Consider the following 26212-nt stretch of genomic DNA (forward strand, 5'->3'; position numbering starts at 1 on the left):
TCATGCACTAAGCTCCAAAACAACCCACAACCCCAGCTTGAAAGCTGGGGATCACAACACCTAATTGATTCCCGGGCTTCAGCCCTGACTGAATCCATAAGCATTCAGCTGTCCATCGAATACTACTGCAGTTCCGCAATCAATCTATAACCCCAGCTTTCAAGCTGGGAATCACAACACTCCAATTGATTCCCGGGCTTTAGCCCTGACTAAATCCATACGCGTTCAGTTGTCCATCGAATACTACTAGCAGTTCCGCAATCAATCCATAACCCCAGCTTTCAAGCTGTGGATCACAACACCTAATTGATTCCCGGGCTTCAGCCCTGACTGAATCCATACGCATTCAACTGTCCATCGAATACTACTAGCAGTTCCGCAATCAATCCATAACCCCAGCTTTCAAGCTGGGGATCACAACACTCCAATTGATTCCCGGGCTTCAGCCCTGACTAAATCCATACGCATTCAGCTTTCTATCGAATGCCACAAGCAACACCTGAACATTCCATAACCCCAGCTTTCAAGCTGGGGATCACAACACTCCAATTGATTCCCGGGCTTCAGCCCTGACTGAATCCATAAGCACTCAGCTGTCCATCGAATACCACAAGCAACACCTGAACATTCCATAACCCCAGCTTTCAAGCTGGGGTTCACAACACACCAATTGATTCCCGGGCTTCAGCCCTGACTAAATCCATACACATTCAGCTTTCTATCGAATGCCACAAGCAACACCTGAACATTCCATAACCCCAGCTTTCAAGCTGGGGTTCACAACACACCAATTGATTCCCGGGCTTCAGCCCTGACTGAATCCATACGCGTTCAGTTGTCCATCGAATACTACTAGCAGTTCCGCAATCAATCCATAACCCCAGCTTTCAAGCTGGGGATCACAACACCTAATTGATTCCCGGGCTTCAGCCCTGACTGAATCCATACGCATTCAACTATCCATCGAATACTACTAGCAGTTCCGCAATCAATCTATAACCCCAGCTTTCAAGCTGGGGATCACAACACTCCAATTGATTCCCGGGCTTCAGCCCTGACTGAATCCATAAGCATTCAGCTGTCCATCGAATGCCACAAGCAACACCAGAACATGCTATAACCCCAGCTTTCAAGCTGGGGTTCACAACACACCAATTGATTCGCGGGCTTCAGCCCTGACTGAATCCATAAGCATTCAGCTGTCCATCGAATACTACTGCAGTTCCGCAATCAATCTATAACCCCAGCTTTCAAGCTGGGGATCACAACACACCAATTGATTCCCGGGCTTCAGCCCTGACTGAATCCATACGCGTTCAGCTGTCCATCGAATACTACTAGCAGTTCCGCAATCAATCCATAACCCCAGCTTTCAAGCTGGGGATCACAACACCTAATTGATTCCCGGGCTTCAGCCCTGACTGAATCCATACGCGTTCAGCTGTCCATCGAATACTACTGCAGTTCCGCAATCAATCCATAACCCCAGCTTTCAAGCTGGGGATCACAACACCTAATTGATCCCCGGGCTTCAGCCCTGACTGAATCCATAAGCATTCAGCTGTCCATCGAATACTACTGTAGTTCCGCAATCAATCTATAACCCCAGCTTTCAAGCTGGGGATCACAACACCCACTTGATTCCCGGGCTTCAGCCCTGACTGAATCCATAAGCATTCAGCTGTCCATCGAATACTACTGTAGTTCCGCAATCAATCTATAACCCCAGCTTTCAAGCTGGGGATCACAACACCCACTTGATTCCCGGGCTTCAGCCCTGACTGAATCCATAAGCGCTCAGAAAGCGAATATATTCAGCTTCGAAACTACAAGCCCGATGATGCTCTTCCTGATTTCGGATATAGTTTCTGACAATATTGAGCTTATCTAAGCTGACTGATGCAGCGAAATATTCATCCGCCCACTCGAGCCTGGTTTCCAGGATACCATTTTTATTTATCCAGTGTGCCGCTTCCCCTTTGATCATCTGCAATTGTTTGGCTACGGTCCAATCCGAACGCAAAGCCATCAGACAGTGCAGGTGATCAAGATATCCGTTAACGATATCAATATAAAATCCTTTCTCAGCAGCATTCTGTTTGATATGTTCGCAGATCAATTCTCTTTTACCGGCTACAAGTATTCTTTCCCTGTTTTTGGTTGCCCAAACCGTATGTAGCCAGACAGATACATGTGCCATACTTTTTTTTCCGAAAATTATTTATCCGGGCCGGGATTAAATAGCGTATTTACCGCAATAGTTTTAGCTATTTTGCACCTGTAACACATGACAACCATACCCCAACCCCATTCTGCAAGAGACACTTATATCGGCATACTACTGGCAGTGCTGGCTGCGATCATCTGGTCGGGGAATTTTGTGGTGGCCAGGGGCGTTAGTGAGCAGATAGGCCCCGTGAGCCTGGCATTCTGCAGATGGCTTACTGCCACTCTTTTATTAGCGCCATTTGCCTGGAAGAGATTCCGTTCAGAAAAGGAAACCGTAAAAGCAAATGCCCGTTACCTCTTCTGGGTGGCATTGACGGGTATCACTATTTTTAATACCTGTGTGTATGTTGCCGGACATTATACTACCGCCATCAATATGGCATTAATCGGCACTACGTCTTCTCCCATTTTTGCTACGGTGCTGGCAGCTGTTTTTCTGAAAGACAGGCCCGGCATTCTCCGCATCACCGGTATGGCCATTTGCTTATCAGGCATTATATTATTGCTCTCGCGCGGCAGTTGGGAAGTATTGGCTGCTTTTCATTTTTCTACAGGCGATCTCTGGGTATTAACCGGCGCTTTTGCTTTTGCAGTATACAGCACACTGGTAAGAAAGAAACCGGCTACCCTTTCTTCCATCAACTTTTTATTTGTGGTGTTTGCAGCGGGGACAGCTATGCTGTTGCCTTTTTTTATAGCAGAACTGATACTGGCCAAACCGGCGCAATGGAGTGTTTCTTTATGGGCGGTGATACTGTATCTCGGAGCTGGTGCCTCGGTTACGGCTTTTCTGTGCTGGAACCTATCCATTCAAAAGATAGGTGCGGGCAGAACCGTTTTATTCGGCAACCTGATACCGGTATTCAGTGTGCTGGAAGCTGTTTGGTTACTGGGTGAGCGGATTAACCGGATCCATATCATCAGTGGCATACTGGTGATCACCGGACTGGTACTCGCCAATACAGTCAGAAAAAATAAAACACCCGAATAGTACATTTCTTATTTTGCCTCACAGATGGATACAGTTACCCTCATTTTACTTTGCTTTTTTGCCTTCTCTGCCGGATTTGTGGATGCCATTGTAGGTGGTGGTGGTCTGATACAGACACCGGCTGCACTGATCCTGCTGCCACAGTTTCCGGTGGCAACCGTAATCGGATCTTTAAAGATTCCCTCTTTCACCGGTACCGCTTTTGCCACGGTTCAGTATTTGCGGAAAGTATCTATTAACTGGACCATGGCCGCTGTGATGTGTGTGATTGCTTTTGCAGCCGCTTTTGCGGGTTCTGAAGTGTTAACGATGGTGAGCAACCGCTATATGAAACCCGTCATTTTTGTGGTACTGATCGGCGTGGCCATTTATACCTATACCAAAAAGAATTTCGGTCAGCATACCCAGAAAGATCATTCCTCCCGGCGCGAATGGTTCTATGCCATCCTGATCAGTCTCTGTATTGGTTTTTATGATGGTTTTATCGGTCCGGGTGCAGGCAGTTTCCTGGTACTGGCATTTATCACTTTACTTGGATTCGATTTCCTGCACGCCAGCGCTAATGCCAAACTGATCAACCTTGCTACCAACCTGGGATCCATTTCCTTATTTCTCCTCAAAGGCATTATACTCTGGCAGATCGCCATTCCCATGGCTATCTGCAATGGCATCGGCGGTATTGTAGGTGCCCGTTTAGCCATTGCCCGAGGCAATCGTTTCATCCGGGTTTTCTTCCTCCTCATCATCACCGCCACCCTACTCCGTTTCGGCTATGACGCTTTCTGGAGATAGATGCGCTGAAAGCTTATGATGTTTCGCTAAAGAATCCCCCCCTCCTCCCAAAACAGACTATCCTTCAATACTTATTTACCTATCTACTTATTTACCTATTTACGAACCAGAACCGGAACCTTAACCTTTCTTTATACCCCAAAAGTGGATTACCCTCCGCTTAAACAGGTAATTTTCAACATCGGATATAACCCAGACCGATACCTGTACATTTGATATGAGCAATTATCCATCCATGGCAGCTTCCTTCGAAAAAGAAAAGAATCTAAAAGCATCCGCTTACACAGCCATGATCTGTGTTTTGGTGTTTCTGGTGTTTTTCTTTCTGCAGTGGACATTACCACAGATTCCACCACCCGATTTTGGAGAAGGGATTGAAGTTAATCTGGGTAACAGTGAAACCGGACTGGGCGATATAGCGCCACAGATTCCCGGGGAGCCTTCTGTAACGGAAGACAGCAAAACGGCCCCTCCCAGATCGGCACAATCACCCAGCAATCAGCCCAGGATCAATACAGATGAATATGCCGATGGCGATGCACCTGCAGTGAACAAAACCAACAAACCTGCTGATAAGCCACTTAGTACTCCACCCACAAACGTTAAAAAGACCAATCCAACAGCTGTTACCAATCCTACACCGGCACCACCCAAACCCAAAGCCTTGTTTAAAGGAGGCACCAGTACCACAACCAGCGGTAACCGGGCCGATAGTTACAATGGCGTAAGGAACCAGGGAATTGCAGGAGGTAAGGGAGACCAGGGTAACCCGAACGGCAACCCAAATTCAGACAGCTACAAGGGAAATGCGGCCAGTGGCAATGGCGGATCAGGTGGTTCGGGGGGAGTAAGCATCCGTAGCGGATTGGACGGGCGCAGAATTACCCGATTACCCTCTTTTGAAGATGAATTTAATGAAAATGCCAAAGTAGCGGTAGATATCACCGTTGATAAAGCCGGTAACGTGATCATGGCCATTGTAAACCCACGAGGTACCACTACTACCAATACCAATATCCGCAATATTGCCCTGCGGAAAGCCAGGGGGCTGAAACTGAATAGCGGCGCTGCCGAGCAACAAACCGGCACATTGGTCTTCAATTTCAAATTACGCGGTTAATTATTGTTGCATATTTGCAGCAGCATATGACTTACCAGGAAACCTTACAATATCTGTTTACCCGACTGCCCATGTTCAGCCGGATGGGTGCGGCCGCTTTTAAAAAAGACCTCACCAATACCATCCGCCTCTGCGAAGCACTGGGCAATCCGCAATTACAGTGCAAAACCATCCATATTGCCGGCACCAATGGCAAGGGCTCTACCAGCCATATGCTGGCCGCCATATTGCAAACAGCGGGGTATAAAACAGGATTATACACATCGCCCCACCTAAAAGATTTCAGGGAAAGGATCAAAATTAACGGCGTAGTTTGTGATGAGGATTTTGTGGTTGATTTTACTCAGCGCATACAGCCACTCATTAATGAGATAGAACCCTCTTTCTTTGAGATCACAGTAGCGATGGCATTTGATTATTTTGCCAAACAGCAGGTAGATATTGCCATCATAGAAGTAGGCCTGGGCGGCAGGTTGGATAGTACCAATATTATCACCCCCGAATTAAGTGTGATCACCAATATAGGCTGGGATCATATGAACCTGCTGGGAGATACACTGGAAGAAATTGCGGCCGAAAAAGCAGGCATCATCAAAAAAGGGATCCCGGTAGTGATTGGCGAAGTGATACCGGAAACAAGGCCCGTGTTCGATCTGAAAGCAGTCAGCTCTCCTATCACGTATGCACAGGAAAAAAGATGGATGATCGGCTGGGAATACGAACATCATTTATTGAAAGTATCCATTGTGGATAAAGCCAGCAATGCGCATACCCACTATGAACTGGACCTGCCCGGTATTTACCAGACCAAAAACCTGCTCACGGTGCTGGAAGCTGCACACCAGTTACAATTACAGGGCTGGAAAACAGATACAGCCATTATACAGAAAGCTTTGCCGCATGTAAAAAAGCTCACGGGTTTACATGGCAGGTGGGAACTGGTGCACCAGCATCCTACCGTAATCCTGGATGTGGGTCATAATGTAGATGGCATGCGGCAGATCAGCCGGCAACTGGAACTCACCAATTACGATTACCTGCACGTGGTAATCGGTATGGTGAAAGACAAAGAGATTGATGCCGTGTTGGCTTTATTACCCAAAGAAGCTACCTATTATTTTACGCAGGCACAGATTCCCCGTGCATTGGATGCTACCCAGTTGCAACAGCAGGCAGCTGCTTTTGAACTGGAGGGAAGCACATACCCCGAGGTAAACAAAGCTGTAAAAGAAGCCATGGCAAATGCTGAAAAAAATGACCTGGTACTGGTTTGCGGAAGTGTGTTTTTAGTGGGAGAAGTGAACCTGTAGCCCTCAGGTAAATTTCATCCATCCTAATTGCAGCATGGCGGCATACATAGGCCCCGCCTGTACACCATGGTGCATCTGGTTGCCCAATACGAATTCGATGATCTCTTCTTTGGAAAAAGAGACAATATCTAAATCCTCAAACAGATCCGGATTGGTGGAAACAGTGGGCACTGCATTACGTACGAGGAAAAAATAGGCGGTATTGTTATTCACAGCCGGATTGGGAGATAGCTTCATCAGAAATTCAATATCATCAGAAGTGTAACCCGTTTCCTCTTCCATCTCTCTTTTGGCAGCCTGTTTCGGGTCTTCATTTTTCTCGATCACACCACCCGGTAATTCATAGGTTGCCTGATCAATCGGATAACGGTACTGACGTACCAGGATCACCCTTTCATCTTTGGTAACCAGAATCACATTACACCAATCCGGCAACTCCACGATATAATAAGGCTCTATGATTCTGCCATCCGGAAACTGACAGCTATCGGCTCGGGCGCGGAACCACCTGTCGTCATAAATATATTTCGACGACAAGGTTTTCCAACGCAGATCCCTGAGCGATTCTCTTTCCGATGCTTTGAATTCTTTGGCCATTACCAGTTATTACATTCGCGTAAAGAAGTGATATGCGCCGTATGGTGTTTACCATGCCAGGCATACAGGCCCAGTAAAAACCAGAGACTCATCTGCCGGCCATGTTCGGGATGTACTACGGTACGGTTCCAGTCTGCCTCTTTCAGATCTTTAATAGCGGTATACCAGCGCTGGTGTAAGGCATGTAATAAAGTGATGGAGATATTCACCGGCAATTGGTTATCCGGCTGTTCTGCCCATAATTTCTCTTCGTAGGGTTTGATGGTAGGGTTCTCTTCCGTTACGCCCAGTTTGAAACGTATATAGGCATTCATATGGCTGTCTGCCACATGATGCACCAACTGCTGCACCGTCCAGCCACCATCGCGGTAAGGGGTTTCCAGTTGCGCGGCATCCAGGTTCAGCAATGATCTTTCCAGCTCTTCCGGAAGAAATTTAATATCCAGTAACCACTTTTCTTTCTGTGCCTCCGAAAAAGGCTGTGGTTCATATTTGCCGATGGGGTAACGCGGATCCATTGTCATATCAATAGCAGATTTGAAAAATTATTCGTCAAAGTATCTTATGTCTTTTTCTATGCACGGTTCAGTCATCTCTCAACGCCTTTCCGGTTAAGTGAATAAACACGTCTTCCAGATTAGCCTGCTTCACTTCTTTGCGTTTTTCGAAACCGGACTCCACCAGTTCATCGATCAGTTTATCAGGTGTGTTGATAGCGATGATCTTTCCGCTGTCAATAATGGCTACCCTGTCGCACAAAACTTCTGCTTCATCCATATAATGTGTGGTAATGATCACCGTTGTTCCCTTTGCACGGATCTCGCGGATCAGGTCCCAGAGATTTCTCCTGGCCTGCGGATCCAGTCCGGTAGTGGGCTCGTCCAGAAAAATGATCCTGGGCCGGTTGATCAGTGTGGTGGCAATCGAGAATCGCTGTTTCTGTCCGCCACTGAGTTCTTTGTATTTGGCTTTGGCTTTATCGCGCAGATTTACGCTGTCCAGCAAAACCAGGGGATCCACTTCTTCATCATACAGTCCCGCAAATAATACGATCAGTTCTGTCAGATTCAAACTCGGATAATAACCCGATGTCTGCAGCTGCACCCCGATAATTTTTTTGATATCGTTGGGTGAAGTATCCAGGTTCCATCCATCCACCAACACTTCTCCGCTGGTTTTTGCACGAAGGGTTTCCATGATCTCCAGGGTAGTTGATTTACCCGCACCATTCGGTCCCAGCAGTCCGAAGATCTCTCCTTCCTGCACTGAGAAACTGATGCCTTTCACGGCTTCAAAATCGCCGTATTTTTTGTGGAGGCTTTTGACTTCTATAATCGTTTTAGCCATATGTCAGAATTGATACACCAGTCCCACCGAGCGGTTGGCCACTCCCATTCCCAATGAAACCTGGTTATTTCTTTGATTGAATAAAATTACGGCCATTTGCAGGTTCCGTTGTCCCATCAGGGTTAAATAACCTCCTGTCAGGGTCATGGCAAAGCCGCCACCGATCAGTCCCCAGGCCAGTCCTTTGTTATCGCTGCGCGATAATTGTCCGAGTCCTACAATCGTTCCGATGGTCCCGATCAATCCCAACACCTGGCCGGTTACTTTGTTGGACTGGTGTTTTTCCAATAACCGGATCAGTTTCTGATCACGTGTGCGATAGAACAATGACGAAAACTGTTTACTGCCACTGAACAAAGTATCGTGATAAATAATACTATTGGGTTTAACGGCCACCACATAATTCATGCCCCTGGTATCCAGCCGCTGCTGGGCCAATGATGGCAGGGCGCCCAATACTACCAGTAACAAGAGTATATACTTTCTTTTCATCACACTTGCTTAAATGCCCATAAAGGTATTCAGTTCCTCCATCATTTTGCGGCTTCCTATGAAGAGCGGTGTTCGCTGGTGTAATTCGGCAGGTTCTACATCCAGTATCCGTTGTTTGCCATTGGTAGCTACACCACCAGCTACTTCTACAATAAAGGCAAAGGGATTGGCTTCGTATAAAAGTCGGAGTTTACCCTTGGGTTTGTCCAGCGTACCTGGATACATAAAAATGCCTCCCTTGATCAGGTTACGGTGCACATCTGCCACCATACTGCCGATATAGCGCTGGGTATAGGGCCCGCCATTCTCTTTGGTTTTGCGCTGGCAGCCGTCGATGTATTTCCGCACAGGTTCTTCGTACTGGAAGAAATTTCCATGGTTCACAGAATAGAATTTGCCGGTATCCGGACATTTGATATTGGGATGGCTGAGTGAAAATTCGCCAATGGAAGGATCCAGTGTAAATCCATTCACCCCACGGCGGGTGGCATATACCAGCATGGTACTGGAACCATATACCACATAACCGGCAGCCACCTGTTTATTACCGGGTTGTAAAAAATCTTCTTTGCGGCAGGGTTTGCCCAGTTCACTTACCCGGCGGTACACACTGAAAATGGTACCGATCGATACATTCACATCAATATTACCGCTGCCATCCAGCGGATCAAACAAAACCACATATTTGCTGTTATTACTCACTTCATCATCAAACACCACAAAATCGTCCATCTCTTCACTGCCAATACCCGCACAGCTGATGCCATGTTTTAATACACCCATGAACTGGTTATTGGCAAAAATGTCGAGTTTTTTTACATCTTCGCCTTGCACATTAATACTGCCCGCATCGCCGAGAATATCTACCAGGCCGGCTTTGTTCACTTCTACATTCACGCGTTTGGCTGCGAGGGCCAGATCGCGCAGGAGGCGACTTAACTCGCCGGTAGCGGTGGGAAATTGTCTTAATTGGGTTAGGGTAAATTCATCCAGAGTGAGAATATTCCTGTTTACATTCATTCGGCAATCATTTGGATAAAGTTAGGGTGCGGCCCGATATCTGTTTGATAAATTTTACGAATGAACCATGTATGCGTTACACAATACAACAGCTTATTTGCGGTAAAAGATCTGCGTAAAAAACAGAATGCCTTTGGCATCTTTATACACGCCGATACCGGTGAAAGCGTAATCTCCTTCTATGTTTTTTTTATGTCCCGGACTGTTTAACCACCCCTTTACCACTTCCTGCGCAGTTAGTTTACCATACGCCACATTTTCTGCCGAAGCGGAGATCCAGCCGGTATTCTTTTTGATTACATCCATCCGCTGTGCAAAACCATCGTGCCCGAAACCGGTTTTGCGTTTGGCCATATTGCGGCTATGCTGCGTGGCCTGTTGCGAAGCCAAGGCCTGTAATACCAGTGGCTGTTTTCCCAGCTGGCGCCGGTGTTGGTTCACATAACGCAGGATAGAACTCTCCATATTCTTAGAACTTACTTCCTCCTCGGCAGGCAAACCGGCGTTATGGGGAGCTGTGGCTGGGCTGCAGGACAGGAAACCTACCCAAAGCGCCAGTAAGCTGATCCTTTGTATCCAGGCAAAATTTTTCATGGTATCGATTTACCGCATAGTGGCAACAACCATACCAGTTTAACCGGCTGCCAAAGTCTTAACAGGTGTGAGCCTGAGTGCATATTTAACCTAGTTTTGCCAGCATCAACCAAAGTAAGGGCAGGAATGAAAGTATTTAAATTCGGCGGCGCCAGTGTTAACAGCGTAGAAAGGATCCAGAACCTGGCAGGCATTGTAAAAAAATATGAGTCGGAACCACTGGTGATCATTATTTCGGCCATGGGTAAAACCACCAATGGACTGGAAAAAGTAGCAGAAGCTTTTTTTGGGGGTAACAAAGCCGAAGCCCTGCAGTTATTTGATGCGGTAAAACAATACCATATCAATATTTCCAAATACCTGCTGGTAACACATTTCAACGCCTGTCTTTCCCAGCTCACCGATTTTTTTACCGAAGTGGAATGGTTGCTGCACGATAAACCTGTGCGGGAATATGATTACTATTACGACCAGGTAGTATGTGTGGGTGAATTATTAAGCACAGCCATCATCAGCCATTACCTGAACGAATCCGGCATCAGCAACGAATGGCTGGATGTTCGCGATATGGTACGCACAGACAATACTTTCCGCGACGCCTCTATTAACTGGGAAGTAACGACAGACAGGATCACCGCTACGGTGGAGAAAAAAGGCATTTACCTGACACAGGGTTTTATCGGTTGTACCAATGATAATGAAAGCACCACGCTGGGCCGCGAAGGAAGCGATTTTACCGCCGCCATCTTCGCCAATATTCTGGATGCCGAAAGCCTTACCATCTGGAAAGATGTAGAAGGTGTGATGAATGCCGACCCCAAACGTTTTCCGGAAGCACAGTTACTGTCTGAACTGAATTTTACCGAAGTGATTGAAATGGCTTACTACGGCGCGCAGGTGATTCACCCTAAAACCATCAAACCCTTACAGAACAAAGGCATTCCTTTACTGGTAAAATGTTTTCTTGATCCGGATCTGCCCGGCACCCTCATCCATAAAAAAAGCAGCAAAGGATTACCACCCATTATTGTTGTGAAAGAAAACCAGGTATTGCTCCATCTCAGCAGCCAGGATTTTTCTTTCGTGGGCGAAGAACCGATGAGCCAGCTCTATGCCTTACTGGCCAAACATAAAACCCGTCCTAACCTGATACAGACCGGTGCCATTAACGTACAATTATGCATGGATTACCGCGCGGAAAAAATAGAACACCTCGCCGCGGCCGCTTCTTCCCTGTTTGATGTGCAGGTAGAAAAAGAATTGACACTACTTACTATCCGGCATTACACAGCCGAAACTTTTGAAACACTCACTAAAGGAAAAGAAATCGTATTAACACAACGTACAAAAGAAACGGTACAGGTGTTGTATAGACAATGAGTGAAGAATGTTTTACAAAGGAATGTACTCTCCTTTTTTATTCACGGAGATAAGCGGGATTTTTTTGTTTTGTTCAAAGTAATCAAAGACTTCTTTCAAGCGGTTGGAAAAGTTTTGGTAACCGGGGTCGTCTTTGCTGGCGCGGGATAGGTATTCGCGGCTTTTTTCTACATTATAGCGAACCGGGAAAATATGAACGGGGATAAAATCCTGGCCCTGGTCGTGGGCATAACTGGCCAGCAGGTACAGTTCTTCTATCTGGTTGTTCTGAATGGGAATGCAACCTACGGTTACACAACTTCCATGAATAAAAATATCGTTACCGGGCTTCAGCGAATCGCTTAATAACTGATCGGAGGCATTGGGATAATTCAGTCCGAGCGATAAATGGTACGTGCTTTTGGGATTAAACTCATTGATATAATAAAAACCCTCGGGCACCTGGTAATCGCCCTCGATCCGTTTGGGGCCCAGCGCACCGGATAAAGCACAAACCTTATACGTCTTGAATAATTTATATGGCTCGTTTTTCTGGTTACGCACCCAAACCTCGAGCTGGCTATCGTATTTAAAACTCCGTACGTAGATCTGTTTAATAGGCCATGAAATATGCATGGCCGCCAATTGCTTCTTCAGGGAATCTTCTTTCAGCTTCATGGCATTCACCACTTTCGGGAACTGCAGTTGAGAGGCCAGAAATGATTTCTGTGCCCCGGCCCGGCTGCCGATCGCCATCAAAAAAAGAAGTCCTGCTACACGCTTCATGGTTTCAAAAATAAGGAATGTAAAAATACCGCTATCGGGCCAACGCAATAATTAACGTTTCTACCGGACAAAAAATTGTCCATCGCACAGCGCCATGGGCCCTGCACGATGGACATATATGATGAAACTTTATAAGTTACCTCTTGCATCCTGCTCTCGTTCAATTGCTTCAAACAAGGCTTTAAAATTGCCCTTCCCAAAGCTTTTGGCGCCTTTGCGCTGAATGATCTCGAAAAACAGGGTGGGCCTGTCTTCTACCGGTTTGGTGAAGATCTGGAGAAGATATCCTTCATCGTCCCTGTCAACGAGGATGCCCAACTCTTCTAAGGGGCGCAGGTCTTCGTCGATCTCTCCAACCCTGTCTAACAAGTCTGCATAATAAGAACTGGGCACTTTCAGAAACTCCACCCCTCTGTTCTGCAATTCCGTTACGGTTTTAACAATATTGTTGGTGGCCAGTGCCACGTGCTGGCAACCTTCGCCGTCATAGTAATCGAGGTATTCCTCTACCTGTGATTTCTTTTTGCCTTCGGCCGGTTCATTGATGGGGAATTTCACAAAACCGTTGCCATTACTCATCACTTTACTCATCAGGGCCGAGTATTCGGTAGAGATATCATTATCGTCGAAACTGAGGATATTCCGGAAGCCCATCACTTCTTCATAAAACTTTACCCAGGGGTTCATCTGGTTCCAGCCCACATTGCCCACGCAATGGTCTACATAAAGCAAACCGGTATCTGTGGGATTATATACCGTTTCCCATTTGCGGAAACCGGGCATGAATACTCCCTTGTAATTTTTTCTCTCTACAAATACATGCACCGTATCACCGTAAGTGTGAATGCCGCTCAACACCACTTCCCCATCTGCATCGGTCAGGGTTTCCGGCTCCAGGTAACTTTTGCCGCCGCGGGATGTGGTTTGTTGCCATGCATCGGTAGCATCTTCTACTTTCAGTGCCAGTACTTTTACCCCATCTCCATGTTTGTAAATATGATCGGCCATCGGGTTCTGGCTGCGCAAAGGGGTGGTAAACATAAACGTGAGTTTGTGCTGGCGCACCACATAACTCACCCTGTCTTTAATGCCCGTTTCCGGCCCGGCATAAGCCAGACTCTGAAAACCAAAAGCCGTTTTATAAAAATGAGCCGCCTGTTTGGCATTGCCCACATAAAATTCAACATAATCTGTTCCCTGTAAAGGAAGAAAATCGGTGATAGCCGGTTGTGCAGTAGTAGCAGATACAACTGTTTCCATAAAATGTAAATAAGTAATGGTTGATGAAATGGTAAGTACTCAATCCCGCCCCGCGGTATGCGTTTAGCGTTAGGCGTTCAGCATAAAGCGTTTAGCCCAGAGCATCCATGGCCAGTGCCTCCATCAGCAGGCAATAGCAGAAGCGTTTATCGCTGAAGATCTTATGTGGATAGTCGGGTATCATCGGGACAAATCTATAGAAAAGTTAGGAGTCTGGAGTTAGGAGTTGGGAGTTGAGGAAATGTAAAAAATACTCCAGACTACAGACTCCTTACCTATCTTCGTTTCATATTCAACTTTTATGAAAATAGGTATCCTGGGAGGTGGTCAGTTAGGGCGTATGCTGTTACAGGCAGCAGGTAATTATGTGGTTGAAACACATGTACTTGAGAATGATGCTAACTGTCCGGCCGCACATCTTTGCCATCATTTTACCAAAGGTGATATTACGGATTTTGATACGGTGTACGCATTTGGGAAAGGACTGGATGCCATCACCATCGAGATCGAATCGGTGAATGTGGATGCCCTGGAGAAACTGGAAGCTGAGGGAGTGAAAGTAATTCCCAAACCCTCTGCTATCCGGACCATTAAAAACAAAGTAACCCAGAAAGAATTCTATAAAGAACACGAGATTCCCACTTCTGCTTTCGTGATCACCCATAACCGCACCGAACTGGAACAGCAGGCCGCTTTTTTACCGGCCGTACACAAAATCGGGCAAGGTGGGTATGATGGAAAAGGGGTAACCATCCTGGAATCGGAGAAAGACCTGGGCAACGGATTTGATACCCCTTCGGTGCTTGAGAAAAAAGTAGCCATCAAAAAAGAGATCGCAATCATTGTGGCCATGAGTACGACCGGCGAAACCGTGATCTACCCTCCTGCCGAAATGATCTTTGACCCAGTATGGAACCTGCTGGATTACCAGCTGAGTCCGGCTCAGTTACCCGAGAAAACCCTCTGGCGCGCCGAAGCCATCGCCTCACGTGTGGTAAAAGAGCTGAAAAGTCCGGGCCTCTTTGCCATTGAATTATTCATTGATAAAAACGATGAAGTACTGGTGAACGAAACTGCTCCACGGGTGCATAACAGCGGTCACCATACCATCGAAGCCAACTATTCCAGCCAGTATGATATGCTGTTACGTATACTGCTCGGTTTTCCGTTGGGTAATACAGATCCCATCCTGCCCTCGGCTATTGTAAACATACTGGGTGCCGAAGGTTATTCCGGAACCGCTACCTACGAAGGGTTAAACGAAGTAATGGCCATGGATAATGTGTTTGTACACCTCTACGGTAAAACACAGACCAAACCCGGCCGTAAAATGGGACATGTAACCATCCTGCACAAAGACTACCAGGACCTCACTTACAAAGCCAACAAGATCAAACACCTGCTGAAAGTGATTGCCTAAGTATGGCGGGTCTTTTTCACCATCAGCGGTTTCAGAAAGCCGATCCCGATCAGACTCTTGGTTTGCAAACCCGGTGATTGTTTGTTGGGACCAAACAGGCGGATATCATCATCATAGATCAGATCCAGGCTGTAGGTGGCAGAGAAAAATTTATTGATCTTAAAAGAGAACAGGTTGGTCATGAAAATATCCACGTTCTCCGGTTTGTTCTGGTAATTGGAGAAAAGGTCCATCCTTCCCTTATAATTGATGTTTTTGGCAATCGCATTGTTATAGTTAACCGTAGCAAAAGTACCCACTTCATTAATGGAATTTTTACCCGCAGGTATCCCGTAGCCTCCTTTCTGCGCCAGGCGATCGTTGGTAACAAAAGTAGAACGTGAGGTAAGTGGCGAAATGAAGACAGACATATTCGGTGTGGCCTTATAATCAAATCCCACCGAAAGAATGAAATATGCCGGCGATAAAAAAGAAGATGCAAAAGTTCCCACATTATTGGAATAGGTATACCCGTCAAACAACTGCGAACGGAAGTTGAACAGGGTGGAAAGATACCACTTACCGAGGGTATCCATTTTATAACCATACTTACTCAGGTAATCAAAACGGTCGTCGTTTTTGCGGCTGCCCTGGCTGGTGGACTGGATAAAACCCAGGTTCATATCAATGTTATTGTCCCAGGAATGCCTGTCCTTTTTGTAGAAGAAAAAATAGTTGAAATAGCCGTTAACGGTCAACGAAAAATTATCGCCACCGGCAGCCCAGTTGCTGAGCGAGCCCTGTGCCAGGTTAAAACTTAAGAGTCCACCTCTTTTCCAGTTCCAGGTACTGGTATCTGCTTCTTTTTTAATGGTGCGGGAGGTCTCACTTCTCAGCTTGTTTAGTACAATATCCTGGCTATAAGCGGTATAGAAAAAGCACAAACAGAGGAAAAGAGCGGGGGCTTTCTTCATCAAAATGATATTTTGCTCGCAAATCTATGGGATATGAACAATTTTAACGACAGGAATGCTGACAATCTGGCATTAAACAGCGCATTTTATGTATTTTTACACACTTAAAACAGAACAGAATGGAAATATTGGAATTAGCAGGCAAAGCACACGATGAGAGTCGCCAGGGCGAAGCCTATAATCCGATTGTGAATGGTTCGGGTACTTATCAAAAGCATTTTTACATAGAAAGCTATGGTTGCGCTATGAACTTTGCCGACAGCGAAGTGGTGGCTTCCATCCTGCAGGCCGAAGGTTTTGGCGCTACCCGTAACCAGGAAGAAGCCGACCTGATCCTCATTAATACCTGCTCTATCCGCGAAAAAGCCGAACAGACCGTCAGAAAAAGACTTACTGAGTTTCGCTCACTCAAAAAGAAAAAACCGGGTATGCTGGTTGGTGTTTTGGGTTGTATGGCGGAGCGTTTGAAATCGAAATGGCTGGAAGAGGAGAAACTGGTTGATATGGTAGTGGGCCCCGATGCCTATCGCAGCCTGCCCTCGCTGATAGAAGAAGCCGAAACCGGCCAGAAAGCGGTGAATGTTTTACTGAGCCGCGATGAAACCTATGGCGATATTGCCCCGATCCGCCTGGACAGCAACGGCGTTTGTGCCTTTGTATCCATCATGCGCGGCTGCAACAATATGTGCAGCTTCTGTGTAGTACCTTTTACCCGTGGCCGCGAACGCAGCCGCGATGCGTATTCGATTCTCGAAGAAACACAACAACTGTTTGAGGCAGGTTATCGCGAAGTGACGCTGCTGGGACAGAATGTAGACAGTTATTACTGGATAGATGAGCAGAAAGACGAAACCATCACTTTTGCCAAACTGCTCGAAAAAGTGGCCCTGATCTCTCCCCTGCTCCGTGTGCGATTCAGCACTTCGCATCCTAAAGACATTACGGATGAAGTATTGTATACCATGGCGCGGCACGATAATATCTGCAAATATATACACCTGCCCGTACAAAGCGGCAGCAACCGCATTCTGCAGTTGATGAACAGAACCTATACCCGCGAATGGTATATCGGCCGGGTAAACCGGATCCGCGAGATCCTGCCGGGTTGCGGCCTCAGTACCGATATGATCTCCGGCTTCTGCACAGAAACCGAAGAAGACCACCGCGATACTTACTCATTGATGGAATACTGCAAGTACGACCTGGCCTACATGTATTATTACAGCGAACGCCCGGGAACTTTGGCAGAGAGAAGGTATACAGATGATGTACCCGAAGAGGTAAAAAAAACCAGGCTGCAGGAAATCATTGCCCTGCACCGTATTCACTCACTGGAAAGCATGCAGCGAGATGTGAACAAGACCTTCCGGGTGCTGATTGAAGGTAACTCCAAAAAAAGCGACAATCATTGGCAGGGAAGAACCGATCACAACAAAGTGGTCATCTTCCCCAAAGAACAATACCATCTGAACAAAGGTGATTATGTTATGGTACAGATCAACAGCTGTACCGCAGGTACTTTACTGGGCGAAGTCACACGTTCTCAATAAGGTACTAATTGTTAATTGCTAATTTTTAATTTCTAATTAAATCAATGGATTTACAAAGTATAAAGAACCGCTTCGGCATCATTGGCAATTCACCCGCACTAAACCATGCGCTCAATACCGCTGCACAGGTAGCTGCTACTGATTTAACGGTACTGATCGTTGGCGAAAGTGGTGTGGGTAAGGAAGTCTTTTCCCAGATCATCCATGCCCTCTCGGCCCGTAAACACAATCCTTTCATAGCCGTTAACTGCGGAGCAATACCCGAAGGAACCATCGATTCAGAACTCTTCGGTCACGAGAAAGGCGCTTTTACCGGTGCAGTTGACAGTCGCAAAGGTTATTTCGAAACCGTTAGCGGTGGTACCATTTTCATGGATGAGATCGGCGAAATGCCGCTGGGTACGCAGGCCCGATTATTACGGGTACTTGAAACAGGCGAGTTTATCCGTGTGGGTTCATCCAAAGTACAGAAAACAGATGTGCGGGTGATAGCGGCCACCAACCGCGAACTGCTGGAGTTTACGCAGAAAGGACGTTTCCGCGAAGACCTGTATTATCGTTTAAGTACCGTTCCTATTCGCGTACCCTCGCTGCGCGACCGGAAAGAAGATATACTGCTGCTGTTCCGAAAATTCGTTGTGGATTTTTCAGAACGTTATAAAACCACGCCGGTACAACTGGATGATGAGGCCAAAAACCTGTTAATTAACCATAACTGGCAGGGTAATGTGCGCGAGTTGAAGAATATTGCAGAACAGATCTCCGTACTCAGCACCAATAACCTGGTTACCGGAAATGATATGCGCCGGTTCCTGCCCGATGCGGTGCAAAACCGTTTACCCGTATTGGCCGGACATGCGCCACAAGGCGAATTTGCCAACGAGCGGGAGATACTGTACAAGCTCTTTTTTGATATGAAAAAAGATGTGACCGAGCTGAAGAAAATGTTCCTGGAAATTCTCCAGAACCCTTCGCTGGCGGGCACCGCGGCCAATTTTACGAGGGATTCTCTGCTGAATGATTACCATGCCAATGGCGATAACCAGCAGCTGATGACTTCGCCCCCTGTTCAACAGCCAGCCAGCAGTCAACCCTCTTTTCTGCCCGCAGGTGGTGGTGCGCAACAGCCGGTATTGCTGCACCACGATAATGAGATTCACCAGCATGAAGAAATAGAGGAGTCGCTGAATATCATGGACAAGGAAAAAGAACTGATCGTAAAAGCCCTGAAAAAACACAAGGGTAAACGAAGGGATGCGTCGCTGGATCTCGGTATCAGTGAGCGGACTTTGTATAGGAAGTTGAAGGAGTATGATATTGACGAATGAGTGAATGAGTGAATGTTTTTTTGAATTGTAATTTGTTGTGTGTGATGAATAGCAAAAAAATACTGGTTATACTGTTTTGTACGCTTAGCCTGTTGGGGCTGGGGGGGTGTAATGTGGTGCGGTATTCATTTAATGATGCTACAATACCGGCGGATGTGAAAACGGTGAAGATCGGGTTTGTGGAGAACAGGGCTACCTATGTGAACCCGCAGATCAGCCAGAAATTTTTTGATAAGATCCAGACAAAGATCATTGGCGGCACCAAGCTTACCCGTACCAATGACGACAATGCCCACTATGTGATCAACAGTACCATTACCCGCTACGATGCCACACAAACCGTAGGTGTAAGTGCGCAACAGGCCAGCACCAACCGTTTAACAGTAAGCCTGCATGTGATATTAAAGAAAACCCTGACCAACGAAACCGAAGAGTTTGACGTAAGCCGCAGCTTCGACTACTCCGCCAACCTCTCCCTGCAACAGGCCGAAGCCCAATTGCTCGACGAAGTAGTACGTTCCCTCACCGATGATATTTTCAACCGCATCTTTTCAAACTGGTAACCATTCCCTATTTTTATCCACTATAAAAACATTCACTCATTCTATCATCCACTCATTCACTCATTAATAAATGACCCATCTCCAGGAAAAAGTACTCTTCCACCTCACCGGCAAATTATCGCTTGCCCAGGTAGATCCTGCGTTATGGCAACAGTTGGCAGCAGAAGCACCTTATTTTGCACCGGCACGTTTTTTCCAGGCAGTTACCGATACAGAACACCGAACAGCTACTGCACAAACCGCTAACCTGTACTTTACCAATCCGCTATGGTTATCGTTGCAGTTGGGTGAGGTTACACCTGTTGCCCAAAAAGTGTCTGCATCTGCACCCCTGCTGCAGATCCCCTCTGTAGAATCGGTGAAGGAAATGATGGAGAAGATCAAGCAACAGGAAACAACGGATTTGCTGGAGCAGGAACAGGAGCCCGAGCCGGATGAATATATCGAGGAAGAAGATGCGGTTACGGAAACGGTTGATGCTGACAGTAAAATTGCCGGGATCCTCTCCAGCCAGCTGGCCGATTTCAAAAAACCGGTAGAAGCCGATGCCACCCTGGACATTGAAACAGAGAAGCGGAAACTGCATACCATCGATTATTTTGCCTCACAGGGCATCAAAATAGACCTCTCCACCATACCGCAGGATAAACTGACGGCCCATCTGCGCAAGTTTACAGACTGGCTGAAACAGGTGAAAAATACCCAGGCCACCCATTCGCAGGATCTGGGAACCAGCCTGGAAATGGAGAAAGCGGTGGCCGAAACGGCCAAAAACTCCAATGAAACCCGGGAGATCCTGACCGAAACCATGGCCGATGTACTGGAGAAACAGGGACAGGTAGAGAAAGCCATCCAGCTCTATATTAAATTAAGTTTCATAAATCCTGAAAAATCCAGTTATTTTGCTGCCAAAATAGAACAACTAAAAGGTATATAATATGATTATTGTGTTTTTGATCCTGATTGTGATTGCTGCTGTAGCGCTGGGTTTTATTGTATTGGTACAAAATCCGAAGGGCGGTGGTTTATCCGGCAATGTAGGCGGTTTCAGCAACCAGCTGATGGGTGTGAAACAAACCACCGATGTACTGGAAAAAGGTACCTGGTTATTCTCAGGCATCATTGCCGTACTGGCCATCTTCTCTACCCTGTTCCTGAAAGGTGGTGCAGAAGCTTCCGATAATTCGATCCTGCAGAAAGTAAATACCAACCAAACTGCACCTGCACCAGCTCCTGCAGCCGTTCCGGCCAATACCACTACTGCTACAGATACCGTAAAGAAATAATCCGTCACAAATATTTTACTGCCCTGTCTGTATTCCAGACAGGGTTTTTTATTTAATTTGAACACATGTCAAGAGTGCTCTCCACCCTGTTACTGGTTCTGCTCATCGTTGGTGCCATTGCTGCCTGGCTGGTGCTGGGGGCCGGAACCGGATTCTCTGAGAAAACCCGCTACTTCATCATCGCCGAAGGCAAAACGGATCAGGCTTCTGTGTTGCAGGTGCTGGAAGAGAATGAGATCATTGCCCACCCCGCTACTTTTGCCCTGCTGGCATCGCAGCTGGGTGTATGGGATAAGATCAGGCCCGGTAAATACGAGGTAAAAAAAGGAATGAGTAACTGGAAAATGGTGCGTATGCTACGAAATGGACGTTTGGCGGAGATCAAACTGGTGATCAATAAACTGCGTACCAAAGAAGACCTGGCCAAACTGATCAGCAAGAACTTTGCGCCGGATTCTGTGTCGGTGATGCGGTTCCTGAACAGCAAAGATTCGCTGAAACCTTTTGGGGTTGATACCAGCATGGTGTTTACCCTGATCATACCCGACACTTACAGTTTTTACTGGAATACTTCCCTCACCCGTATTTTCAGCAAACTGACAGATGCACAGCGTTCTTTCTGGCTGAAAAATGAACGGATGGCTAAAGCGGAGAAAATGAAATTCACACCAGAGCAGGTATACATACTGGCTTCCATTGTGGAAGAAGAAACCAACTATGAAACCGATAAATACAAGATCGCCAGTGTGTATATTAACCGTTTGCAGAAACAGATGCCATTGCAGGCCTGTCCTACCATCAAATACGCGATGAAGGATTTTACCATTACGCGTATTTATGAGAAATACCTGTTCAATCCATCACCCTACAATACCTACCGGGTAAAAGGCTTACCGCCCGGCCCCATCTGCACCCCCTCGCCCAAGACCATCGATATTGTGCTGAATGCACCCACATCGAACTATCTCTACTTTGTAGCCAAAAGCGATTTCAGCGGGTACCACCATTTCAGCAGCAGTTATGCAGAGCATGACAGTTTTGCCAAACAATACCAGAAAGCACTGGATGCTTATATGGCCCGCAAACAGGAAAAAGAAAGCAAGAAACCTTGACCAGACTCGAACGCATCATACTACGCTGGCCACCCATTGCTTTTCTGCTGAAGAAAAGTAAAACATGGGTGATACCCGGTTTCAGGGGTATACCGGTATATGATGTGGTGAACTTTTTTCTAAAACAGGTAAAACGCGTAGGACTGGACGAACGCGCCGCCGCCATTTCCTTTAACCTGATCATGGCATTGCCTGCGGCTATTTTGTTTCTGTTTTCCCTTATCCCCTTGTTTCCCAAACCGGAAAGTTTTAAGCGGGAGATCCTGAGCCTGTTTAAAGATATTACACCGAATTCCAGCACCTACGTTTTCATTGAGAACATTCTGAACGACCTGCTCGATAACCACCATATCGGTATTTTCTCTTTTGGTTTTCTGTTACTCATTTTTTATTCTTCCAATGCGATGATCGGTATCATCCGCACATTTGATAAATCGATACAGGAGAACAAAAAGATCTTTCTGCACCAACGCTGGCGCGCCATCCGATTAACGGTGATATTGATTGTGCTGATACTGATCTCTGCCTTTGCTTTGTTCCTCGGCAAACAACAACTCACGTATGTATTGAAAAATTTCTTCAGCATGCGCAGAGCCGAACGCCTCTCCTGGTGGAACGGATTACGCTGGGGTATCATTACCGGATTATTGTTTTACGGCATTGCCTTTATTTACAAGTTTGCCCCCAATATCAAAAAACGCTGGTCGCTCGTATCGCCCGGCTCTTTGCTCGCCACGGGATTAACCATGGCCACTACCCTCTTATTCTCTTACTGGGTCAATAATTTTGCGAGTTATAACAAGATCTACGGCTCAATCGGCACAGTGCTCATTATCATGATCCTGATCTATATCAACTCCCTGATCCTCCTGATCGGGTTTGAGCTGAATGTGAGCATTACCTATCTGACCAAAGAAGTGGAAGAGAGGAAAGAGAAAGAGCGGATGGAGAAGGAGTTGGCGGGAAAGTGAGTAGTGAATATAAGTATCCTACTTACTACTTACTACTTACTACTTACTACTTACTACTCACTACTTACTACTCACTACTTACTACTCACTACTCACGACTCACGATTGCCCCCCATTTATGGAATCTCACGAATTTTGCATCCTATAGGTAACCAAAACCTTGCTATATGATCAATAATGCCGTTTTGCGTACGCTGATCATTCTGGGCATCCTGTTCCTGATTACCTATGCCCTGGCCGATGGAATCTATTATGGCAGCACCTGGGGCACCGTACTATCCCTTGCCAGCCTGATCGCTCTTGGCTTATCCGTCAGCCTTTACCGGGAGCAGCAAAGAAAACTGCAGGAAGAGGAAGAAAACTGATTCCGTATTGTACAGGTTGCTATTGCCGTTGTTGGTCGCTGACCAACCAGTACTCCTTTGTATAAATACGAGACAACCTGATTGATGTAATTTAATCAGGGGATTTCTGCCTGATGGATAAGTGTGTGGATGTTGGTCAGGCGACCAACATCAGCTAATAACTCACTACTCACTACTGACAACTCACCTCATTGCACCAACTGCTGTAACTCCAACAACAGGCGAGGCTCGGGTAATTGCTGGTTAAAAAACTGCCGGTAGCGCTTTTTATTATTCACCATAAGGGTAACCGGAATGGTTCCTTTCCAGGCGGTATCTATTCTGGGGCAAAAGGCATCTGCATCCGCCTCATTCAGCCAAATGATCTCTGAGCGGAAGCCATTCTTTTTGGCAAATGCGGCGATCCCTTTCGGGTATTCATCAGGATAATCAAGACTTACGAGTACCAGTTTCACTTTCTGCTGGGCAAATGCCGCCACCTGTTTCTCGAACCAGGGAATTTCCCGGATGCAGGGCCCGCACCAGCTGGCCCAGAAATTAACCACCAGCGGCACCGAACAGGTATCGATCATCTTCAGCAAACCATCCATCTTGATCTTTTTGATGGATTGTGCTTTTGTAACCTGTACAAAAGAAAACAGCAATATGACTACAAATAATTTCCGCATACAATTTTATAGATTGGTTGTAAGAGATCACTACTCGGGGCTAAAGCCCCAATAAGAAATATACCTATTCTTTGTATCCACGCTCTGAAGAGCGTGGCAATTTTTCCCTTTTGCCCGCTCTTCAGAGCGGATGAGACATTCTCTTAGAATCTCTATCAGGGACTTTAGTCCCGAGTAACTCGCTTTGATAAAAATTTCGCAACATCTTCTGAACATCTGTTCAGCAACCAACAAGGGCTATCATAAATTTCACTACTCGGGGCTAAAGCCCCAATAAGAAATATACCTATTCTTTGTATTCACGTTCCGAAGAGCGTGGCAATTTTTCCCTTTTGCCCCGCTCTTCAGAGCGGGTGAGACATTCTCTTAGAATCTTTATCAGGGACTTTAGTCCCGAGTAACTCGCTTTGATAAAAATTACGCAACATCTTCTGAACACTTGTGCTCAGCTACCAACAAGGGCTACAGATCGGTTTTGAGAAATCCCCAGTTTTTTTTGATCGCCTCCTGCCTTTCAGCAGATAAGGTTGACCTGAGATAATGACCGGCCACGGTCTTCTGACGAAAAGCTTCATAAATACTTACAGCACAGGCCACAGAAATGTTCAGACTTTGTATGATCCCCATCTGTGGAATCACAAAATTGCCATCTGCCATGGCCCTGAATTCCTCGCTTACACCGTCATGTTCATTGCCGAATACCAGCGCCGTGGGCTGGGTAAAATCAATTTCATACAAACCTACTGCATCGGTTGAAAGATGGGTGGTCAGGATTTGTGTATACCGCTTTCTTAAGTCTGCAAAACAAGCTTGCGCATCGGTGTACTGGTGAATGGTTAACCATTTTTCGGCACTACTGCTGCTTTTGATCCCGAATTTTTTGTGGGGATGGATCTTGGTAGTAAGTACATAGATATCCTGTATGCCCACCGCATCGCAGGTTCGCATCACGGCAGAAATATTATGCGGGTCGTCTACATTCTCCATCACAACGGCAAGGTCGCCCTGCCTTTTGCTGAGTACTTCCAGTAATTTCGCTTTTCGCTCCGGACTCATACATCAATTGATAAAGTAACGAAATTCGACAACAGCAGCGAGTAAAACAAAAAAAGCATGAAACGGCTGTTTCATGCTTTTTACTATAGTTGGTATGGTATTATCCCCTGCCTCTTCTACCACGGTCATGATCCCTGTCGCGGTCGCGGCCATTGCCTCGTCCACGGTCATCTCGGTCATTACGATCGTCGCGGTAGTAATCTCTCCGGCGGTCATCGTCCCTGCCACGGTAGTCACGGCTACCACTATGGTAGCGGTCTATCTCGTAACGATCGGGAGGATATACCGGACGCTGCACCACTACCCCGGGTCTGCGGTAGGTATTGTAATACTGGCTGTAACGTGCTCTGTACACATCGTAACGGAGGTAAGGACGGGGTTCGTTGATCACTACCTTATACCCACGGTACAGATCGTAGCCGCGATAACTGTAAGGCAGTTCTGCTGCAAATACCCAGTTACCGGCATCAAAATAAATAAACTGCCTGCGGGGAATATCATAATAGGTGTCGATCTCAGGTAAGTAATAGTAATCACCGGCATAAGCACCCGGTATACCCCAGGCCGGCCTGTTACCGATATTCACATTCAGGTTTACGCGAACCTGTGCGTTGGTTTCCTGTGTGGCAAGAAAAGCACCAACCATCATAGCTGTAAGTAGTAACTTTTTCATGGTACAAAGTTTTATACCCTTACTAAGCCAAAGGCAATGCCAAAGATGAAACAGACTGTTAGGATTCTGTTAAGGTAAGGTAAAGAGGAGCTGAGTACCGGTGAGTATGCTATAACGTTTGTAGTAAAGATCACCCTGCTATTCGGGATTTCTTGCCGCTCACGGCCGCTGGGCCTCGTCCCTGTTATCCCGCCGATGGCGGGACTGCATTGGCCTCTGCTCAGATCTGCTTCGCATGATCTGATCTGTCTTCGCTTCGCTCGACACCGACCCCAATGAGGCCCGTCCGCCTAAGAAGCTGTTTAAAATTTACCATAAACTGTTGAGCATTTGTCGTATTGCAGATAGCTCTATAACTGCTTCGGCAGTT

General features: G+C 46.5%; 27 protein-coding genes. 14 read left to right on the forward strand and 13 right to left on the reverse strand.

Translation table 11 applies throughout. The annotated features are described in order from the left end of the window. Positions 1-1771 precede the first annotated feature (1771 nt). A complete protein-coding gene (locus AC1RNB_RS16415) occupies positions 1772-2200 on the reverse strand; it encodes an IS200/IS605 family transposase (RefSeq protein WP_493084584.1) in 429 nt (142 codons plus the stop codon). 87 nt (positions 2201-2287) lie between these two features. Here AC1RNB_RS16415 and AC1RNB_RS16420 point away from each other — a divergent pair, with 87 nt between their 5' ends. The 4 genes from AC1RNB_RS16420 to AC1RNB_RS16435 all read left to right on the forward strand — a co-directional run bounded on the left by AC1RNB_RS16420 (position 2288) and on the right by AC1RNB_RS16435 (position 6442). Continuing rightward, positions 2288-3220, forward strand: coding sequence for a DMT family transporter (locus tag AC1RNB_RS16420; RefSeq protein WP_493084585.1), 933 nt, complete (start codon positions 2288-2290; stop codon positions 3218-3220). Between the two features lie 24 nt (positions 3221-3244). Beyond that, positions 3245-4012, forward strand: a complete 768-nt coding sequence (locus tag AC1RNB_RS16425) for a sulfite exporter TauE/SafE family protein (protein ID WP_493084586.1) — start codon at positions 3245-3247, stop codon at positions 4010-4012. A 235-nt stretch (positions 4013-4247) separates the two neighbouring features. Continuing rightward, positions 4248-5132, forward strand: coding sequence for a hypothetical protein (locus tag AC1RNB_RS16430; RefSeq protein WP_493084587.1), 885 nt, complete (start codon positions 4248-4250; stop codon positions 5130-5132). A 26-nt stretch (positions 5133-5158) separates the two neighbouring features. Then, entirely contained in the window at positions 5159-6442 is a 1284-nt protein-coding gene (locus AC1RNB_RS16435; protein WP_493084589.1) for a bifunctional folylpolyglutamate synthase/dihydrofolate synthase, read from the forward strand. A 3-nt stretch (positions 6443-6445) separates the two neighbouring features. Here AC1RNB_RS16435 and AC1RNB_RS16440 read toward each other — a convergent pair whose 3' ends face one another. The 6 genes from AC1RNB_RS16440 to AC1RNB_RS16465 all read right to left on the reverse strand — a co-directional run bounded on the left by AC1RNB_RS16440 (position 6446) and on the right by AC1RNB_RS16465 (position 10492). Continuing rightward, complete coding sequence (locus AC1RNB_RS16440; RefSeq protein ID WP_493084590.1) at positions 6446-7039, reverse strand: NUDIX hydrolase; 594 nt, start codon at positions 7037-7039, stop codon at positions 6446-6448. Beyond that, positions 7039-7563 (reverse strand): YfiT family bacillithiol transferase, encoded by a 525-nt coding sequence (locus tag AC1RNB_RS16445; protein WP_493084592.1) that lies wholly within the window; start codon positions 7561-7563, stop codon positions 7039-7041. Before AC1RNB_RS16445 ends, AC1RNB_RS16440 begins: the two co-directional genes overlap by 1 nt. A 61-nt stretch (positions 7564-7624) precedes the next feature. Next, positions 7625-8386 (reverse strand): ABC transporter ATP-binding protein, encoded by a 762-nt coding sequence (locus AC1RNB_RS16450; protein WP_493084594.1) that lies wholly within the window; start codon positions 8384-8386, stop codon positions 7625-7627. A 3-nt stretch (positions 8387-8389) separates the two neighbouring features. Continuing rightward, on the reverse strand, positions 8390-8878 hold the full coding sequence (locus AC1RNB_RS16455; RefSeq protein ID WP_493084596.1) for a hypothetical protein: 489 nt from the start codon (positions 8876-8878) through the stop codon (positions 8390-8392). Between the two features lie 9 nt (positions 8879-8887). Next, entirely contained in the window at positions 8888-9898 is a 1011-nt protein-coding gene (gene fbp / locus AC1RNB_RS16460; protein ID WP_493084598.1) for a class 1 fructose-bisphosphatase, read from the reverse strand. A 93-nt stretch (positions 9899-9991) separates the two neighbouring features. Then, complete coding sequence (locus tag AC1RNB_RS16465; protein ID WP_493084599.1) at positions 9992-10492, reverse strand: CAP domain-containing protein; 501 nt, start codon at positions 10490-10492, stop codon at positions 9992-9994. A 126-nt stretch (positions 10493-10618) separates the two neighbouring features. On the opposite strand from AC1RNB_RS16465, the gene AC1RNB_RS16470 reads away from it, so the two are divergent. After that, positions 10619-11872 (forward strand): aspartate kinase, encoded by a 1254-nt coding sequence (locus AC1RNB_RS16470; protein WP_493084601.1) that lies wholly within the window; start codon positions 10619-10621, stop codon positions 11870-11872. Positions 11873-11884: 12 nt separating this feature from the next. Here the strand turns inward: AC1RNB_RS16470 and AC1RNB_RS16475 are convergent, their stop codons facing one another. Further along, positions 11885-12637, reverse strand: a complete 753-nt coding sequence (locus AC1RNB_RS16475; protein ID WP_493084603.1) for a L,D-transpeptidase family protein — start codon at positions 12635-12637, stop codon at positions 11885-11887. A 129-nt stretch (positions 12638-12766) separates the two neighbouring features. After that, positions 12767-13897: a 4-hydroxyphenylpyruvate dioxygenase gene (gene hppD / locus AC1RNB_RS16480; protein ID WP_493084605.1), complete on the reverse strand. Its 1131-nt coding sequence runs from the start codon at positions 13895-13897 to the stop codon at positions 12767-12769. Between the two features lie 301 nt (positions 13898-14198). Between hppD and AC1RNB_RS16485 the strand changes: the two genes are divergently transcribed. After that, positions 14199-15317: a 5-(carboxyamino)imidazole ribonucleotide synthase gene (locus tag AC1RNB_RS16485; RefSeq protein WP_493084607.1), complete on the forward strand. Its 1119-nt coding sequence runs from the start codon at positions 14199-14201 to the stop codon at positions 15315-15317. On the opposite strand, the gene AC1RNB_RS16490 is transcribed toward AC1RNB_RS16485, so the two are convergent. Continuing rightward, positions 15314-16270, reverse strand: a complete 957-nt coding sequence (locus tag AC1RNB_RS16490) for a DUF3078 domain-containing protein (RefSeq protein WP_493084609.1) — start codon at positions 16268-16270, stop codon at positions 15314-15316. The genes AC1RNB_RS16485 and AC1RNB_RS16490 overlap by 4 nt on opposite strands. Before the next feature lie 119 nt (positions 16271-16389). Here AC1RNB_RS16490 and miaB point away from each other — a divergent pair, with 119 nt between their 5' ends. From miaB to AC1RNB_RS16530, 8 genes are all read left to right on the forward strand, one after another. Continuing rightward, on the forward strand, positions 16390-17820 hold the full coding sequence (gene miaB / locus AC1RNB_RS16495) for a tRNA (N6-isopentenyl adenosine(37)-C2)-methylthiotransferase MiaB (protein WP_493084610.1): 1431 nt from the start codon (positions 16390-16392) through the stop codon (positions 17818-17820). Between the two features lie 44 nt (positions 17821-17864). Further along, a complete protein-coding gene (locus AC1RNB_RS16500; protein WP_493084612.1) occupies positions 17865-19148 on the forward strand; it encodes a sigma-54 interaction domain-containing protein in 1284 nt (427 codons plus the stop codon). Positions 19149-19192: 44 nt separating this feature from the next. Continuing rightward, positions 19193-19711 (forward strand): LPS assembly lipoprotein LptE, encoded by a 519-nt coding sequence (lptE, locus tag AC1RNB_RS16505; RefSeq protein ID WP_493084613.1) that lies wholly within the window; start codon positions 19193-19195, stop codon positions 19709-19711. A gap of 70 nt (positions 19712-19781) precedes the next feature. Continuing rightward, positions 19782-20648, forward strand: a complete 867-nt coding sequence (locus AC1RNB_RS16510; protein WP_493084614.1) for a hypothetical protein — start codon at positions 19782-19784, stop codon at positions 20646-20648. A gap of 1 nt (position 20649) precedes the next feature. Next, a complete protein-coding gene (secG, locus tag AC1RNB_RS16515; RefSeq protein ID WP_493084616.1) occupies positions 20650-20997 on the forward strand; it encodes a preprotein translocase subunit SecG in 348 nt (115 codons plus the stop codon). A 65-nt stretch (positions 20998-21062) separates the two neighbouring features. After that, positions 21063-22109: an endolytic transglycosylase MltG gene (mltG, locus tag AC1RNB_RS16520; protein WP_493084617.1), complete on the forward strand. Its 1047-nt coding sequence runs from the start codon at positions 21063-21065 to the stop codon at positions 22107-22109. Next, positions 22106-23080 carry a YihY/virulence factor BrkB family protein gene (locus AC1RNB_RS16525; protein ID WP_493084619.1) on the forward strand — a complete coding sequence of 325 codons (975 nt, stop codon included), beginning with the start codon at positions 22106-22108 and terminating at the stop codon, positions 23078-23080. The genes mltG and AC1RNB_RS16525 overlap by 4 nt, the downstream gene beginning before the upstream one ends. Positions 23081-23247: 167 nt before the next feature. Further along, positions 23248-23445, forward strand: coding sequence for a hypothetical protein (locus AC1RNB_RS16530; RefSeq protein WP_493084621.1), 198 nt, complete (start codon positions 23248-23250; stop codon positions 23443-23445). 188 nt (positions 23446-23633) lie between these two features. On the opposite strand, the gene AC1RNB_RS16535 is transcribed toward AC1RNB_RS16530, so the two are convergent. From AC1RNB_RS16535 to AC1RNB_RS16545, 3 genes are all read right to left on the reverse strand, one after another. Beyond that, positions 23634-24113, reverse strand: a complete 480-nt coding sequence (locus AC1RNB_RS16535) for a TlpA disulfide reductase family protein (protein WP_493084623.1) — start codon at positions 24111-24113, stop codon at positions 23634-23636. A gap of 462 nt (positions 24114-24575) precedes the next feature. Continuing rightward, entirely contained in the window at positions 24576-25169 is a 594-nt protein-coding gene (locus AC1RNB_RS16540) for a TrmH family RNA methyltransferase (RefSeq protein ID WP_493084625.1), read from the reverse strand. A gap of 100 nt (positions 25170-25269) precedes the next feature. Next, the gene (locus tag AC1RNB_RS16545) at positions 25270-25842 is read right to left on the reverse strand and encodes a hypothetical protein (protein ID WP_493084627.1); all 573 of its coding nucleotides are present in this window, start codon (positions 25840-25842) and stop codon (positions 25270-25272) included. Positions 25843-26212: the final 370 nt, after the last annotated feature.

Source organism: Sediminibacterium sp. GW821-FHT12F12 (assembly GCF_058806635.1).

Bases quoted from the DNA above. Each gene is read 5' to 3' on its own strand.
- AC1RNB_RS16415 (WP_493084584.1), bottom strand. From the start codon at position 2,200: ATGGCACATGTATCTGTCTGGCTACATACGGTTTGGGCAACCAAAAAC.
- AC1RNB_RS16420 (WP_493084585.1), top strand. From the start codon at position 2,288: ATGACAACCATACCCCAACCCCATTCTGCAAGAGACACTTATATCGGC.
- AC1RNB_RS16425 (WP_493084586.1), top strand. From the start codon at position 3,245: ATGGATACAGTTACCCTCATTTTACTTTGCTTTTTTGCCTTCTCTGCC.
- AC1RNB_RS16430 (WP_493084587.1), top strand. From the start codon at position 4,248: ATGGCAGCTTCCTTCGAAAAAGAAAAGAATCTAAAAGCATCCGCTTAC.
- AC1RNB_RS16435 (WP_493084589.1), top strand. From the start codon at position 5,159: ATGACTTACCAGGAAACCTTACAATATCTGTTTACCCGACTGCCCATG.
- AC1RNB_RS16440 (WP_493084590.1), bottom strand. From the start codon at position 7,039: ATGGCCAAAGAATTCAAAGCATCGGAAAGAGAATCGCTCAGGGATCTG.
- AC1RNB_RS16445 (WP_493084592.1), bottom strand. From the start codon at position 7,563: ATGACAATGGATCCGCGTTACCCCATCGGCAAATATGAACCACAGCCT.
- AC1RNB_RS16450 (WP_493084594.1), bottom strand. From the start codon at position 8,386: ATGGCTAAAACGATTATAGAAGTCAAAAGCCTCCACAAAAAATACGGC.
- AC1RNB_RS16455 (WP_493084596.1), bottom strand. From the start codon at position 8,878: ATGAAAAGAAAGTATATACTCTTGTTACTGGTAGTATTGGGCGCCCTG.
- fbp (WP_493084598.1), bottom strand. From the start codon at position 9,898: ATGAATGTAAACAGGAATATTCTCACTCTGGATGAATTTACCCTAACC.
- AC1RNB_RS16465 (WP_493084599.1), bottom strand. From the start codon at position 10,492: ATGAAAAATTTTGCCTGGATACAAAGGATCAGCTTACTGGCGCTTTGG.
- AC1RNB_RS16470 (WP_493084601.1), top strand. From the start codon at position 10,619: ATGAAAGTATTTAAATTCGGCGGCGCCAGTGTTAACAGCGTAGAAAGG.
- AC1RNB_RS16475 (WP_493084603.1), bottom strand. From the start codon at position 12,637: ATGAAGCGTGTAGCAGGACTTCTTTTTTTGATGGCGATCGGCAGCCGG.
- hppD (WP_493084605.1), bottom strand. From the start codon at position 13,897: ATGGAAACAGTTGTATCTGCTACTACTGCACAACCGGCTATCACCGAT.
- AC1RNB_RS16485 (WP_493084607.1), top strand. From the start codon at position 14,199: ATGAAAATAGGTATCCTGGGAGGTGGTCAGTTAGGGCGTATGCTGTTA.
- AC1RNB_RS16490 (WP_493084609.1), bottom strand. From the start codon at position 16,270: ATGAAGAAAGCCCCCGCTCTTTTCCTCTGTTTGTGCTTTTTCTATACC.
- miaB (WP_493084610.1), top strand. From the start codon at position 16,390: ATGGAAATATTGGAATTAGCAGGCAAAGCACACGATGAGAGTCGCCAG.
- AC1RNB_RS16500 (WP_493084612.1), top strand. From the start codon at position 17,865: ATGGATTTACAAAGTATAAAGAACCGCTTCGGCATCATTGGCAATTCA.
- lptE (WP_493084613.1), top strand. From the start codon at position 19,193: ATGAATAGCAAAAAAATACTGGTTATACTGTTTTGTACGCTTAGCCTG.
- AC1RNB_RS16510 (WP_493084614.1), top strand. From the start codon at position 19,782: ATGACCCATCTCCAGGAAAAAGTACTCTTCCACCTCACCGGCAAATTA.
- secG (WP_493084616.1), top strand. From the start codon at position 20,650: ATGATTATTGTGTTTTTGATCCTGATTGTGATTGCTGCTGTAGCGCTG.
- mltG (WP_493084617.1), top strand. From the start codon at position 21,063: ATGTCAAGAGTGCTCTCCACCCTGTTACTGGTTCTGCTCATCGTTGGT.
- AC1RNB_RS16530 (WP_493084621.1), top strand. From the start codon at position 23,248: ATGATCAATAATGCCGTTTTGCGTACGCTGATCATTCTGGGCATCCTG.
- AC1RNB_RS16535 (WP_493084623.1), bottom strand. From the start codon at position 24,113: ATGCGGAAATTATTTGTAGTCATATTGCTGTTTTCTTTTGTACAGGTT.
- AC1RNB_RS16540 (WP_493084625.1), bottom strand. From the start codon at position 25,169: ATGAGTCCGGAGCGAAAAGCGAAATTACTGGAAGTACTCAGCAAAAGG.
- AC1RNB_RS16545 (WP_493084627.1), bottom strand. From the start codon at position 25,842: ATGAAAAAGTTACTACTTACAGCTATGATGGTTGGTGCTTTTCTTGCC.